13 protein-coding genes and 2 tRNA genes are annotated in these 14,113 nt (G+C 61.1%); all 15 read left to right on the top strand.

Features of this window, described 5'->3' with window-relative positions:
* Positions 1–14: 14 nt before the first annotated feature.
* The 15 genes from truB to plsX all read left to right on the top strand — a co-directional run bounded on the left by truB (position 15) and on the right by plsX (position 14,066).
* Positions 15–947 (top strand): tRNA pseudouridine(55) synthase TruB, encoded by a 933-nt coding sequence (gene truB / locus ACQQ92_RS03965; protein ID WP_427795845.1) that lies wholly within the window; start codon positions 15–17, stop codon positions 945–947.
* Complete coding sequence (gene ribF / locus ACQQ92_RS03970) at positions 944–1,951, top strand: riboflavin biosynthesis protein RibF (RefSeq protein WP_427795846.1); 1,008 nt, start codon at positions 944–946, stop codon at positions 1,949–1,951. The genes truB and ribF overlap by 4 nt, the downstream gene beginning before the upstream one ends.
* The gene (gene dnaG, locus ACQQ92_RS03975; protein ID WP_427795847.1) at positions 1,944–4,052 is read left to right on the top strand and encodes a DNA primase; all 2,109 of its coding nucleotides are present in this window, start codon (positions 1,944–1,946) and stop codon (positions 4,050–4,052) included. The genes ribF and dnaG overlap by 8 nt, the downstream gene beginning before the upstream one ends.
* A gap of 110 nt (positions 4,053–4,162) precedes the next feature.
* Positions 4,163–5,512 (top strand): RNA polymerase sigma factor RpoD, encoded by a 1,350-nt coding sequence (gene rpoD, locus ACQQ92_RS03980; RefSeq protein ID WP_427795848.1) that lies wholly within the window; start codon positions 4,163–4,165, stop codon positions 5,510–5,512.
* A gap of 343 nt (positions 5,513–5,855) precedes the next feature.
* Positions 5,856–5,930, top strand: a tRNA-Asn gene (locus ACQQ92_RS03985).
* A 33-nt stretch (positions 5,931–5,963) separates the two neighbouring features.
* A tRNA-Asn gene (locus ACQQ92_RS03990) sits at positions 5,964–6,038 on the top strand.
* A 161-nt stretch (positions 6,039–6,199) separates the two neighbouring features.
* Positions 6,200–6,589: an Asp23/Gls24 family envelope stress response protein gene (locus ACQQ92_RS03995; protein WP_187361832.1), complete on the top strand. Its 390-nt coding sequence runs from the start codon at positions 6,200–6,202 to the stop codon at positions 6,587–6,589.
* Between the two features lie 27 nt (positions 6,590–6,616).
* A complete protein-coding gene (locus ACQQ92_RS04000) occupies positions 6,617–8,278 on the top strand; it encodes a DAK2 domain-containing protein (protein WP_427728121.1) in 1,662 nt (553 codons plus the stop codon).
* Positions 8,279–8,288: 10 nt separating this feature from the next.
* Positions 8,289–10,466, top strand: a complete 2,178-nt coding sequence (gene recG / locus ACQQ92_RS04005; protein ID WP_427795849.1) for an ATP-dependent DNA helicase RecG — start codon at positions 8,289–8,291, stop codon at positions 10,464–10,466.
* Complete coding sequence (rsmD, locus tag ACQQ92_RS04010; RefSeq protein WP_427795850.1) at positions 10,463–11,107, top strand: 16S rRNA (guanine(966)-N(2))-methyltransferase RsmD; 645 nt, start codon at positions 10,463–10,465, stop codon at positions 11,105–11,107. The genes recG and rsmD overlap by 4 nt, the downstream gene beginning before the upstream one ends.
* Complete coding sequence (gene coaD, locus ACQQ92_RS04015; RefSeq protein WP_154515440.1) at positions 11,100–11,597, top strand: pantetheine-phosphate adenylyltransferase; 498 nt, start codon at positions 11,100–11,102, stop codon at positions 11,595–11,597. The genes rsmD and coaD overlap by 8 nt, the downstream gene beginning before the upstream one ends.
* 68 nt (positions 11,598–11,665) lie before the next feature.
* Positions 11,666–12,163, top strand: a complete 498-nt coding sequence (locus ACQQ92_RS04020) for an ATPase (RefSeq protein ID WP_154515443.1) — start codon at positions 11,666–11,668, stop codon at positions 12,161–12,163.
* Positions 12,163–12,717, top strand: coding sequence for a YceD family protein (locus ACQQ92_RS04025; protein WP_427795851.1), 555 nt, complete (start codon positions 12,163–12,165; stop codon positions 12,715–12,717). The genes ACQQ92_RS04020 and ACQQ92_RS04025 overlap by 1 nt, the downstream gene beginning before the upstream one ends.
* Before the next feature lie 64 nt (positions 12,718–12,781).
* Positions 12,782–12,961, top strand: coding sequence for a 50S ribosomal protein L32 (rpmF, locus tag ACQQ92_RS04030; protein ID WP_022094017.1), 180 nt, complete (start codon positions 12,782–12,784; stop codon positions 12,959–12,961).
* Between the two features lie 88 nt (positions 12,962–13,049).
* A complete protein-coding gene (plsX, locus tag ACQQ92_RS04035) occupies positions 13,050–14,066 on the top strand; it encodes a phosphate acyltransferase PlsX (RefSeq protein ID WP_154515449.1) in 1,017 nt (338 codons plus the stop codon).
* Positions 14,067–14,113 lie beyond the last annotated feature (47 nt).

A 14,113-nucleotide genomic window follows, 5' to 3' on the forward strand; every position in this document is an offset into this window, starting at 1 on the left:
TTTTTGGATGGTACATGGCTCGTCGCACGCCTTCTCAATTGAATATGCTGCTCGCCGTCGATAAACCGGTGGGCTGCACGTCCCACGACGTGGTTTCGCGGTGCCGGCGCGCCCTCCATGAGCGGCGCGTCGGTCATGCCGGCACGCTCGACCCCATGGCGTCGGGTGTCATGGTGGTGGGCGTGGGCCAGGCTACGCGTCTGCTGGGCATGCTTACCCTCGATACCAAAAGCTACGTCGCCGATATCTCGTTTGGCGCCGAGACCAATACCGACGATGCGGAAGGCGAGGCCGTCCGTACGGTTGCCATTGCACCTGATCTGCGCGATCCGGCCTATGCCCGTGAGCGCTTGAGCGCCATGCTGGGCCCTCAGATGCAGGTCCCGCCGGCGTTTTCGGCTATTTCGGTCAACGGCGTGCGCGCCTATAAGTCTGCACGTGAGGGCAATGCCGTTGAGTTGCCTGCGCGCCCGGTTGAGGTATATTCTGCCGACCTGATCGCCGTGAGTGGCGAGGGCGATTCCTGCATTTGGACCGTTGCCTTCTCGGTGAGCAAGGGCACCTATATCCGTGCGCTCGCTCGCGACCTGGGTCGTGCCTGCGATAGTGCCGCGCATATTTCCGCGCTGCGCCGTACTGCTTCTGGCATTGTCTCCATCGGTGCCTGCCATGCGGTCGAGGAGCTTTCTGCCGAGTCTGCTGCCGGCTTTGCCTTGGACCCCATTGCGGCCCTCGGCGCCACGCGCGTCGACTTGCCGGGCAATCTTGCGGAAGATCTGCTGTGCGGTCGTCGTATTCCCATTGATCGCGCGCTCGCCGGCTTCGATGTGTCTAAAGCGCCGTTTGCGCTGGTGCTCGATGGCGGGCTCAAGGCTTTGGCTCGTATCGAGGATGGTCGCTTTGTGATGGAGCACGTCTTTCCGCAGGCGATCGGCGGTGTTCGATGATGCTGGACCCTCGCGAGCCCGCGCGCACATTTTTTGTGGGCGCGGCGGCGGAGGCCCGCATCGTTTTGGCTGATGCTTTTGGTGACTGCGAGTCTATGGGCGCCGCCTCGATTGCCATCGGCGTGTTCGATGGCGTGCATAGGGGACATCGTGAGCTGATCGACGCGGTCATTCGCGATGCGCGCGTCCACGGCTGCAAAGCGGTTGTCGTAACGTTTGACCCTGATCCAGATGTTGTGGTGAGCCCTGCGCCCGCTCAAAAATTGATGACGACGGCCGACCGCCTGCATGCCCTGGCTCAGACTGGGGTCGATGCCGTGGTGGCTGTTCCCTTTACGCCTGCGGTAGCGTCGCTCGACCACGTGGGCTTTCTCGAGCTGTTGGCGCATGTTGTCGACATTCGCTCCATTCGCGTTGGCAGTGATTTTAGGCTGGGCCGCGGCGGTGCCTCGGGCGTTGCCGAGATGCAGGCATGGGGTGTCGAGCGCGGTGTTGACGTGTATGGGCACAATTTGCTGTGCGAGGCCGGCGAGGCTATCTGCGCCACCCGCATTCGACGTGAGCTGAGCTTGGGCCACGTTGAGCTGGCAGCCGATCTACTCGGCCGTCCCTATATGGTGCGCGGCGGCGTGATTCGCGGTCGCCACGAGGGCTCCGATATGGGATTTCCTACGGCAAACCTGTTGGTGCCAAACGGAATTCAGCTGCCTGCCGATGGCGTCTACGAGGGCCTTGTGCTGGTCGACGATACCGTGTGGCCCGCTGCCGTCAACGTGGGCCTGCCGCCGACGTATGCCGACGATGCCGCTTCGGCGCATCTCGAGGCCAACTTGATCGGGTATGCGGGCGACCTGTATGGACGTTCGGTTTCGTTGGCGTTTACGCGTTGGCTGCGTCCTTCGCGCGTGTTCGATTCGCTGGACGAGCTTATCGCGACCGTCGAGGGTAATATTGACGATATCCGTTATAACTTGGGTGAGCAGGGGGTGAGCATCCGTGATTAGCGATGAGGAGAAAGACCAGGTGCGCGCTGCGTCCGACCTGGTTGCCATCGTGCAGGAAACGGTTGAGCTCAAGCCCCGCGGCCATGAGTTTTGGGGTTGCTGCCCCTTCCATGGCGAAAAGACCCCATCGTTTCACATTATCCCCGCTACGCAGGTGTGGCACTGCTTTGGCTGTGGCGAGGGCGGCGACGTTTTCACCTACATCATGAAGCGCGAGAACCTGAGCTTTCCCGAGTCGATTCGCTACCTGGCCGATCGTGCCGGCATTGAGCTGCACGATACCGGCGCGCAGCGCGATCGCGGCACCAAGCGCGCCCGCATCTATGACCTGTGCGCCGAGACGGCCCAGTTCTATCACACCATGCTCATGCGCGGTAAGGACAGCCGTCCGCGCGAGTACTTTGCCAGCCGCGGTATGGGTGGCGACGTCTGCCGTCGCTACTGCCTGGGCTTTGCGCCGGGTCGCAATATGTTGGTGGCCCATCTGTCGCAGAAGGGCTTTACCCCGCAGGAGATGATCGACGCCAACGTGGCCGTGAGCCGCGGGCGCGGACAGCTCGCCGATCGTTTTTACGACCGCGTGATGTTTCCCATCTTTGACGAACAGGGTCATAACATCGCTTTTGGCGGTCGTATTATGGGCGATGGCCAACCCAAGTACCTCAACACCGCCGAGACGAGCGTGTTTCATAAAAAGAGAAACCTCTACGGCTTTAACTGGGCCAAGGAGTTTATCGTCGCGCAGGATACCGCCATCGTGGTGGAGGGATATACCGACTGCATCGCCTGCTGGGAGGCGGGGATCAAAAACGTCGTCGCCACGCTGGGCACGGCGCTGACGGAACATCACGTAAAGACGCTCACCCGTTTTGCCAAGCGCATTGTGTATATGTTCGATGGTGACGCCGCCGGTCAAAAGGCCGCGCGCCGCGCGATTCAGTTTATCGAGCAGGACTCGATGGACCTGCGCTGCGTGGTGCTTCCCGACGGCAACGACCCTATGGAGTTCGTCACGGCGCATGGTGGCGAGGCACTGCAGGCGCGTATCGACGCCGCCGAGCCCCTCATGGACTTTGTGTACCGCTCACTGCAGGAGTCGAGCGACATTACCACGCCGGGCGGTCGCGCCAAGGCGCTCGAGGATGCGCTGACGCTCATCTATCCGCTGCGCGATAGCTACATGATCGATACGTACTTTATCCAGATCGCCGACCTTCTGGGCCTGGATTTGGAGACGGTGCGCTCGAGTTCGGGCCGTGTGTTTCGCGATGTCGCCAAACGCGAGGACGCCGAGCGTCGTCGCGAGCAGAACTACGAGCGCCAGCGGGCACAGGCCGAGCGCGCAGGCAGCGCGGGCGGTCGGGCGTCCGGTCCGCAGGGGGCATCTCGCGGCGCCTGGGCGTCGGGGGCGACGCCGCCGGTATCCACACCGGTCGAGGAGGAACCGTACGACTATGTGCCGCTCGAGGCCTACGGGGCCGCGCCGGTCGAGGTCGTCGACGATATGCCGCCGATCGATGTGCCTGCTGGCATGGACGCGGCGCCCGCGGGGTCTGCTTCGACCGCTTCCGTTCCGGCGACGTCGATCGTGCTGACCGATCTGGAGCGGAAGTCTCTGGCGGGGGAGCGCGAGCTGTTGACGATGCTCACCAGCTACCCCGATCTATTCCGCACGTACGCCGATCGCATCTGCTCGATCGAGTGGGTAGACCCCCGTCACGAGTCCATCGCGTGGGCCGTGCTCGCGACGCCGCCGGGCACCGATCCCGCGGCGTGCATGGACGCCGCGCGCGCGGTGTGTCCCGAGGCGGCTTCGCTCGTCAGCGCCGGGCGCATCTCGGCGACGAGCAAGCACCCCACCGAGACGAACATCGTCTTTATGCTCGATACGCTTGAGCTTTACACCATCAAGCGCCGTATGCGGGCTGCTCAGGCCAAGCTGCGCCAGGACCGGTCGCTCGACGATGACGCGCGCCGTGCATTGACCATGCAGGCCGCGCAGGATTCTTTGCGCCAGCGCGAGCTCCAGAAGTCGATTGGCGGCGTGGCCGATCCGTTCCGGTTGATTGGTTTGGAGACTGCGGGTCCCGATCAGGCCTAGATGTTGTGGTCAATCGGCATGTTATCTGCTATATCCAGTCTGAATTTTGGGTATAGACGTGTAAGTGTGTGCTAAAGTAATGTGTCCTGTGGACTACGAAGGGAGAATCTGTGCCAAATAAGACTGAGAGCACGGGTACTGGGCTGGAATCCTACGTTGCTAAGCTCATGGGCAACGGCTCAAACAGGACTTCGGTAACCGAGGACGAGATCCAGGTCGTCCTGAAGGATATCGATGTTTCTGACGAGCAGCTCAACGCGGTCTATTCCGCGCTGCGCAACAGCGGCATCCAGATTATCTCCGCGAGCGGAAACGACGACGCCCCCATGGACGTCGACGATGACGATAACGATAACGATACCGACGATTTCGATGACGACGAGGAGCACGATTCCGGCTCGCTCGACGATCATGAGCTTAAGATGGCCCGTCAGGCCGATGCCGAGATGGGTTCTTGCAAGAGCAAAAAGAAGCGCACCGTCCGCACATCCCGTTCGCGTTCTCGCGTGCGTGGCATCGATGCCTCCACGGTGATGCTGACCGGTGACCCGGTTCGTATGTACCTTAAGGAGATCGGCAAAGTCGACCTGCTGACCGCCTCCGAAGAGGTCGATCTGGCCATGAAGATCGAGGCCGGTCTCGAGGCCACCGAGAAGCTCGAGGCCGCCGAGGCGGGCGAGATTGAGCTCACCCGCGCCGAGATGCGTCGTCTGACTCGTATCGAGAACGTGGGCCTCGAGGCCAAGCAGGCGCTCATCAGCGCCAACCTCCGTCTGGTCGTCTCCATCGCCAAGCGCTACGTAGGTCGCGGCATGCTGTTCCTGGATCTGATCCAGGAGGGCAACCTCGGTCTGATCCGCGCCGTCGAGAAGTTCGACTACCAGAAGGGCTTCAAGTTCTCCACGTACGCCACGTGGTGGATCCGTCAGGCCATCACGCGCGCTATCGCCGACCAGGCCCGAACCATCCGTATTCCCGTGCACATGGTCGAGACCATCAACAAGCTTGTCCGCGTGCAGCGCCAGCTCCTCCAGGATCTGGGTCGCGACCCGACCCCCGAGGAGATCGGTGCCGAGATGGACATGAGTGCCGACCGCGTCCGCGAGATTCAGAAGATCTCGCAGGAGCCCGTGTCGCTCGAGACTCCTATCGGCGAGGAAGAGGATTCCCAGCTGGGCGACTTTATCGAGGACTCCCAGGCCATCGTTCCGCCCGATGCCGCCAGCTTCTCCATGCTGCAGGAGCAGCTCACCCAGGTGCTCGACTCGCTTGCCGATCGTGAGCGCAAGGTTATTGAGCTGCGCTTTGGACTTGTCGACGGACATCCCCGCACGCTCGAGGAAGTCGGCCGCGAGTTTGGTGTCACGCGCGAGCGCATCCGCCAGATCGAGTCCAAGACCCTGGCCAAGCTCCGCCACCCCAGCCGCTCCAGCAAGCTCAAAGACTATATCGAAAGCTAGTCAAGCAAGAAGCGCCCTCAAGCACATCCGCTTGAGGGCGCTTTCATGTAACAAGGGCCGGCAGTTGGGGCACGGGTAGTCTTTTTGGGACGGGGCTTTTTTTAGCTGCCCTATCTCAATGAGCGGCTCAAGCTTTAAAGGCCCCCGATTGGGTAGCTAAAAAAGCCCCGTCCCAAAAAGACTACCCTGGGCGTCTGGTTGATTAGTCGTTGGGGACGTTCTTGATTGACTAGTCGTTTAAGAACGTCCTCAATGACTGGGTCGGAAAATTTCTCAAAAAAGTTCTTGCCCTGAGCTGATTCGTCCGTATAATAAACTTCGTTGCTTGAGAGCATGCACCTATTCCTCGGTAGCTCAATGGTAGAGCACGCGGCTGTTAACCGCGCTGTTGTAGGTTCGAGTCCTACCCGGGGAGCCAGAATTTCTCAGCCCAATCTGCTGGGCTTTAAATTCCTCGGTAGCTCAATGGTAGAGCACGCGGCTGTTAACCGCGCTGTTGTAGGTTCGAGTCCTACCCGGGGAGCCAGATTGTAAAACCCGTCGCTTTTGCGGCGGGTTTTTTCATACTGCGATTGCTTAACACAAACGTTGCCATATCAACATTTCGTGTCGAGGATGTAATCCCGCGACCCACCACCTCAACATGGCGCGGTCGTTGTAGAATATTGCAATGATTGCTCCCACGACATGGTGCCGCGAGCACCAGATAAGGAGATTCTTGTGTCTGAGACCATTAACGGCAGCCTGAGCGTCTCGAACGACGTTATTGCCGATATTGCCGGTTATGCCGCGATGACGTGCTATGGCGTCGTCGGTATGGCCGAGCAGCTCCAGGGCGCCGAGAGCGTGCGCCTGCTTGCCGGTCAGCGCCTCCGCAAGGGCGTGCTTGTCTCCGCCGACGAGAACGGCCTTACGGTCGACCTTCACGTCGTGCTCGAGAACGGCGTCAACATGAAGTCCGTCTGCCACAATCTTTCGAGCTCCGTTGCCTTCACCCTGCAGGAGATCGCCCAGATCGATCCCGCCAGCCTTAAGATCGGCATTCACATCGACGCGCTCAAGAGCCGTCTGAACTAGCATCCGAAAACGGAGATTCAAATACTCATGATTGTAAAGACCATTCGCACCTGTTTTCCGATCGCTGCGGCTGCCGTTTCCGACAAGGCCGAGGAGATCAATAAACTCAACGTCTTTCCCGTGCCCGACGGCGACACCGGCACCAACATGTCGCTCACGCTCGCCTCGGTGACTAAGGAGCTTTCTGCCCTTCCCGCCGATGCCGATATGGAGGCCATCGCCGGCGCCATCACCCACGGCTCCCTCATGGGCGCCCGCGGCAACTCCGGCGTTATCACCTCGCAGATCCTGCGCGGCGTGGCCGAGGGTCTCGTCTCTGCCGATGAGCCCATCACGTCTGCCGACATCGCGCATGCTTTCCGTCGCGCCGTCAAGGTCGCCTTCCAGGCCGTCCGCAAGCCCATCGAGGGCACGATTCTTACGGTCCTGCGCGACGTCTCGACCAAGGCCGACGAGTGCGAGAAGAAGAAGTTCTCGGCCGAGGACGCGCTCGACGCCATCGTCGTCGAGGCCTATCAGTCTGTGGCTCGCACGCCCGACCTGCTGCCCGTTCTGAAGGAGAACGGCGTGGTCGACTCCGGCGCCTTTGGCTTCGCCATCTTCCTGGAAAACTTCGTTGCCGCTGCTCTGGGCCGCAGCACCGTTGTCGAGGATTTCTCCACCACGTTTGATTCCGCTGGCTCTGCCCGCGATGCGGCCCTCGGTCGCGTCGAGATCGAGGCCAACGACGACTGGGAGGGCTCGGAGTTCCGCTACTGCAACGAGTTCCTCTTTAAGGCCGACGCCCCGTTTGACGAGGACGAGTGCCTTAAGTTCCTGGGTTCCATGGGCGACTGCGAGCTGCTCGTGGGCGCCTACCCCGACTACAAGATCCACGTGCACTCCAACACCCCCAACCTGGTGCTCGAGCACATGCTGCAGCTTGGCCAGATCTACGAGGTCTTTATCCACAACATGGAGATGGAGGCCCACGACCGTACCGCTAAGATCCACGAGGACCAGCAAAAGGCCGCCGAGCCCGCCAAGGCCCTGGGTTTTGTCGCCGTTGCCGCCGGTTCCGGTGAGGCCGACATCCTCAAGTCCCTCGGCGTCGACGTAGTCGTTTCGGGTGGCCAGACCATGAACCCCTCGACCGCCGACCTGCTGGGCGCGGTGGACCAGGTCAACGCGACTTCGGTCATCATCCTGCCCAATAACGGCAATATCCGTATGGCTGCCGAGGCTGCTGCTTCTGCCTGCACCGACAAAAAGGTCGCCGTGGTTCCCACCAAGACCGTTCCGCAGGCGTTCTCCGCTCTGTTCGCGGTGCTGCCCGATTCCGAGCTCGAGGACGCCGTTGCCGCCATGGTCGATGCCATCAGCGAGGTTCGCGATGGCGAGGTCACCCGTGCCGTGCGCGATTCCAGCGCCTCTGACGGCTCGCCGATTCACTCCGGTGACGTCATGGGTATCATTGCCGGCTCCATCGACGTGGTCGGCTCCGATGTGAAGCAGGTCACGCTCGACTGCATCAACCGCATGCAGGAGGAAGAGGAGGGCGACGCGCTGACGATTCTGGCCGGCGAGGAGCTGTCCGATGAGGCCTTCCAGGAGATCGTCGACGCCATCGAGGAGGCTCAGCCCGACCTGGAGATTGACGCCCATCGTGGCGAGCAGCCGCTCTATCCCGTGATCTTCTCGATCGAGTAGGCATCTGCCCATGTCCGAGCTGTGCTCCGTGCCGTGCGTCTCGGAGCGCTTTGCCCAGAGCAATGCGCTCGACGAGGATATCGCGCGACTCAAATATGTTTCGGGTAAACGTGAGGAGGCCCTTCGCCGTCTGGGAATTAGGACGGTGGGGGACCTCCTTCTCCATATCCCTCATCGATATCTGGACTTTACACGCTCCTGGTCCATCGAGATGGCGCCTATCGGTACGGTGTGCACGATCGTCGCCACGGTTGATCGTATCGTTCAAAAGCAGCCCCGCCCGCGTATGCAGGTTACCGAGGTCTCGCTTGTGGACGAGACGGGCGTGCTGCAAGTCGCTTTTTTCCGCCAGCCCTGGATTGCCCAGCAGCTCAAGCAGGGCGACCGCCTGGCCGTGATGGGTAAGGTCGAATTTGCCTATGGCTTTAAGCAGATGGCCTCGCCGCATTTCGAAAAGCTCGAGGACGGGCGTGCCGCGGGCACCATCCTTCCGGTTCACTATGTGAGCGACGGTGTGAGCCAGGCTTGGATGCGCCGTATCGTGAGCGGCGCGCTCGAGATTGTCGGCAATCCCTTCGACCCGATTCCCGCGCCCCTGCGCGCCAAGCGCCGCCTTATGAGCAGCGCCCGTGCGCTGCGTTCGATTCACTTTCCCTCAAGTATGGCCGAGCGCGATATCGCGCGCGCACGGCTTGCCTATGAGGAATGCCTCTATCTTCAGCTGGCGCTTCGTCTGCGCAACGACGGCGGTATGGTCGAGGTGGTTCCCTACACCCATACCGCGGGTGGTCATTTGACGGCGCTTAGGCGGGCCCTGCCGTTTTCGCTGAGCGACGAGCAGGAGGCCGCGTTCCAAGACATCCTGCATGACATGTGCGATGGCGACCACGTGATGAACCGCTTGCTGCTGGGCGATGTCGGTACCGGCAAGACCGCCGTCGCCGCCTGCGCGCTGGCAGTCGCGGCCGATTCGGGTACCCAGTCCTGCGTCATGGCACCCACGGGCGTGCTGGCGCGTCAATATGCCGATAAGACCGGCCCTTTGCTCTCGCAGGCCGGTATGTCCTGGGCGCTCCTGACGGGTGCTACCCCGGCCGCCGAGCGCGAGCGCATCCATGCACAGCTGCAGTCTGGTGAGCTCGATGTGCTCTTTGGTACCCATGCGGTCCTTTCGGATAACGTAACGTTTAAACATCTTTCACTCGTAGTTATCGACGAACAGCACCGGTTTGGCGTGGGGCAGCGCAATGCCCTGCGTGCCAAAGGCCCAGGTGCGGACTTGCTCGTTATGACGGCCACGCCTATTCCGCGCACACTGGCGCTTTCGGTCTATGGCGACCTGGACACGTCCATCATTCGTCATCGCCCCGTTCCCGGGGCCGGCGTCTCGACGCGCGTGCTCACCGAGTCGAGCCGCGACTTGGCTTACGGTGCCATTCGCGAGGCGCATGCTCAAGGACAGCAGGCTTACGTTATCTGCCCGCTTGTGGAGCCGAGTGACTCCGCGGACGATTTGGAAGACGTTCCCGGCATTGCTCGCGACGATGAAGGTCGCGTGACGGTGCCCGTGCCGTTGCACGACACCGCGACCGAGCTCGACCGCCTGCGTCTGGCATTGCCGGGGCTTTCCGTCGAGCGTCTTCACGGCCGCATGCCGGCGGGGGAGAAGGACCGCGTGATCGACGCCTTTAAGCGCGGCGAGATCGACGTGCTCGTCTCGACTACGGTGGTCGAGGTGGGCGTCGACGTGCCCAACGCCACCGTCATGGTTATCGAAAACGGCGAGCGCTTTGGCTTGGCGGCCCTGCATCAGCTTAGAGGCCGCGTGGGCCGCGGCAGCGTGTCGGGCACGTGCCTGGTCATGACGCATTCCAAGGGCAATGGCGGTGTGTCTGCTGCGCAAGACCGCCTGCGGGCGCTCGAAAAGACCTCTGACGGTTTTGCACTTGCGCAGATGGACCTGCGTTTGCGCCACGAGGGCGAAATCTTGGGTTATCGCCAACATGGCGGTGTGACCCTGCGTTTTGTGGACCTGGACGCCGACGAGGATCTTATCGAATGGGCCCATTTGGACGCGGTCGAGCTCTTGCGGTATGCTTGCAACCTTGACTCCGTGGCGACGCGTCCCTTGCGCGATGCGGTCGCCACGCGTTATCGACATATCTTCAAGGAGGTCAGCGGAGGATGAGAATCATCGGCGGTGAATGGCGCGGCCGCAAGATCGAAGAGCCGCGTGGGCGCGATGTCACCCGTCCCACGACCGACCGCGTGCGCGAGGCATGTGCGTCCATGGTCATGTCGGCATTCGATTTCGATCTGGACGAGGTCCGCGTGCTGGATGCCTTTGGCGGCTCCGGTGCCCTGGGAATCGAGATGCTCTCGCGCGGCGCTCGCTCGCTCATCACGTTCGAGATCGATCGCAATGCCGCCCGACTGATCACTAAGAATATCGAGTCGCTGTGTCGCGACCGCTCGCGTTGGCGCGTCGTTACCGGCGATGTGTTGGCGAGCGCCTCGCGCGGCCGTGTTCCGGGCGGCCCCTTTGATCTGGTCCTGCTCGATCCGCCCTATGCCTTTGGTGCCGAGCCGGTCGAGGAGCTGCTGCGCAATCTTGCCCAGCAGGGCTTGCTGGCACCAGGGGCCTTTGCCCTGTTTGAGCATGCCGCAAGCGACGCGGGCGCTCATCCGGCTGGTTTTGAGACCGTGCGAGAGAAACGCTACGGCATTACCTCGGTTGACTTGCTGCGCTGGGTGGCCGCGGACGAGTGCGACCATGCTAATGACAGCGATAATGACGAGGACGTGCTTTTGGAGGATACCCATGAATGACACTATCAACCGCGTGATCGTTCCGGGTACGTTTGACCCCATCACGTTTGGTCACATCGATGTAATCCGCCGCGCCCGCCGCATTTTTCCCAGCGTGATTGTCGCCGTGGCGGAGTCGCAGGGCAAAAACGGCGTGGGCACCACCTTTATGCTCGATGAGCGCGTGGCGTTGGCCCGCGAGGCCCTGGGCGATATTGACGGTGTCGAGGTACTGCCCTTTACCGGCCTGTTGGTCGATTTTGCCCGTGAGCAGGGTGCGGGTGCTGTGGTCAAGGGCCTGCGCGCCATGACCGACTTTGAGTACGAGCTGCAGCAGGCGGACCTCAACTATCGCCTGGACAACGAGCTTGAGTCCATTTTTGTCATGAGTGCGCCGCAGTACGGCTATATCTCGAGCTCGGTGGTTCGTCAGATCGCATCGCTCGGAAGCGATGTGTCGACGTTTGTGCCGCCCAATGTGGTCGAAGCGCTTAAACATCGCTTTTCGTGACGTTTCATATTGCCTGATGGCATGTGGTAAACTAACACGATGACATGTTACCTATGAAAGGAGACCGGATGCCGGGCGAGAATTTTCCTGGCGACAGGATCGTGAGCCTTGTCGAGGAGCTCGAGGGGCTCATCGAAGAGGCTAAGACGCCGTTCGGCAAGAATGCCCAGATGAAGGTTATCGATGCCGACGTCTTCTTTAACATCCTTGACGAGATCCGTATGAGCTATCCCGAGGAGTGGCAGAAGTCCCGTCGCATCCTCAAGGAGCGCGACGAGCTTATGGCTTCCGCCGCCGCTCAGGCCGATTCCATCATTGCCGATGCTCAGCAGCAGGCACTCACCATTGCCGGTGAGCAGGAGATCGTCCGCTTGGCGCAGCAGCAGGCCGACGATATCCGTGATCGTGCCCAGCAGTACGAGCGCGAGACGCGCTATGCGGCCGAGGATTATGCCGAGCAGGTCTTTACGCACCTCGAGGAGAACCTCAAGAGCCTGACCGGCACCGTTACCCGTTGCCGTCAGCAGCTCAACGAGGGTGCCGCCCAGCAGAACGGTCAGTGGTAATGGCTGAGTTCCCGAGCGTTACCGTCGATCTTTCCGAGCAGCTCGAGTTTCCCGGAGACTCGTATCCGCTGACCGGCAAGGTCGATGTCGCCACCTACACGGTGGGCGAGAAGGAGTACCAGCTGCAGGACGGCATTGCTTACGACGTGGTTTTTACCAATGCGGGCACCGGTGTTCTGCTCTCCGGCATGGTTCGAGCGCACGCCACCGGCGAATGCGACCGCTGCCTTGAGCCCGCCTCGTTTGATATCGCCGGCGAGATCGAGGAGTTCTACCTCTTTGATGAGCCCGAGGATCCCGAGGCCTACGAGGACGGTTACGAGCTTTTGGGCGAGGACCGCATTGTCGATCTGGGGGAGCCCATTAACGACGCCGTTGTCATGGACACGCCGTTTGTGGTGCTCTGCAAGCCCGATTGCCGCGGCCTGTGCCCCACCTGCGGCATCAATCTCAACGTCGAGCAATGCGATTGCGCCGCCCAGGCCGAGGCCGAATGGGCCGCTGCCACGGAAAATCCATTTGCAGCATTGAAGAATCTCAATCTTGATGAGTAAAAATGTGGTAGTATCGCTACTTGCGCGTAATCGCCACACTGGATAGTTCATAAGGAAGGTCACTATGCCCGTACCTAAACAAAAGCAGGGTCGTATCCGTACCCATACCCGTCGTTCCGCTAACATGAAGATCTCGGCTGCGGCTCAGTCCACGTGCCCCCGTTGCGGCGCTGTCAAGCTCCCGCACCACGTGTGCCCCAGCTGCGGTTTCTACAAGGACCGCGAGGTTATCGTTACCGAGTAACTGTATACTCTGGATACGATGCCGTTCCAACTGGAACCACAATGGCCGGCTCAATGAGTCGGCCATTTTTGTATAAGGAGCACTTGAAATGAGTAACGTTCGCGTTTGTGTAGACGTTGTGGGCGGAGACGAGAAGCCCCAAGTTGTCCTCGACGGTATTGAGGCCGCGCTTGCCGCCGATCCCGATATCGAGGTCATTGCTGTTGGCCCCGCCGATATCGTCAACCCCTTTGCCGCGGCGCACGCGCGCGTGGAGGCTCTGGAGGCCCCCGATGTCATCGCCATGGACGACGATCCCATCCGCGCCGTGATGACCAAGCGTAAGTCTTCGATCGTGCTTGCCTGCCGTGCTATTAAGAAGGGCAACGCGGACGCGTTTTTCTCCGCGGGGTCGACCGGCGCCATGACGGCTGCCGCCACCGCCTACGTGACGCCGTTTAGATATTTGGTAGAGGGCAAGAAGCAGCCGGTGCGCCCATGCCTCACCAATGCGCTGCCCAACCGCGCCGGTGGCCTTACGGTACTGTGTGACATGGGGGCCAACCCCGATGTCGAGGTCGACGACATGGTTCGCTTTGCCCAGATGGGTGCAGCCTATGCCCGCGTGGTCCTGGGCATCGAACATCCGCGTGTGGGCCTGCTTGGCAACGGCACCGAGGACGAGAAGGGTTCTAACTTTACCAAGGCGTGCTTCCCGGCTATGAAAGCCGCGGTCCCCGGTTTTGTGGGCAACTGCGAGGGCACCGATCTTACGTCGGGCAATTTTGACGTTGTGGTCGCCGACGGCATGTCGGGCAATATTGCGCTCAAGGCAACCGAGGGCGCTGCCAAGTTTTTGCTGCAAGAGCTCAAGGGCGCCTTTATGTCTTCGCTCGGTACCAAGATCGCCGCGCTGCTCATCAAAAAGCAGATGCGCCAGATGAAAGCCAAGCTCTCGGGTGATGCCAAGGGCGGCGCGATCCTGCTGGGCCTTCGCGGCGTCGTTTTGATTGGCCATGGCGCCACGTCGGCCGAAGCCGTTAAGAACGGTACGCTCGCCGCGGCTCAGGCCGTTCGAGCCGGGCTTATCGAAAGCATTGCCAATTCCATGGAAGGTATCGTTTAGCAAGAGCTCCGTTACGTGGCTCAAGCTATGCATCGTGGGGTAGAATC

Origin of the sequence: Collinsella sp. SGI.241 (assembly GCF_050312955.1) — a bacterium.
Classification (GTDB): domain Bacteria; phylum Actinomycetota; class Coriobacteriia; order Coriobacteriales; family Coriobacteriaceae; genus Collinsella.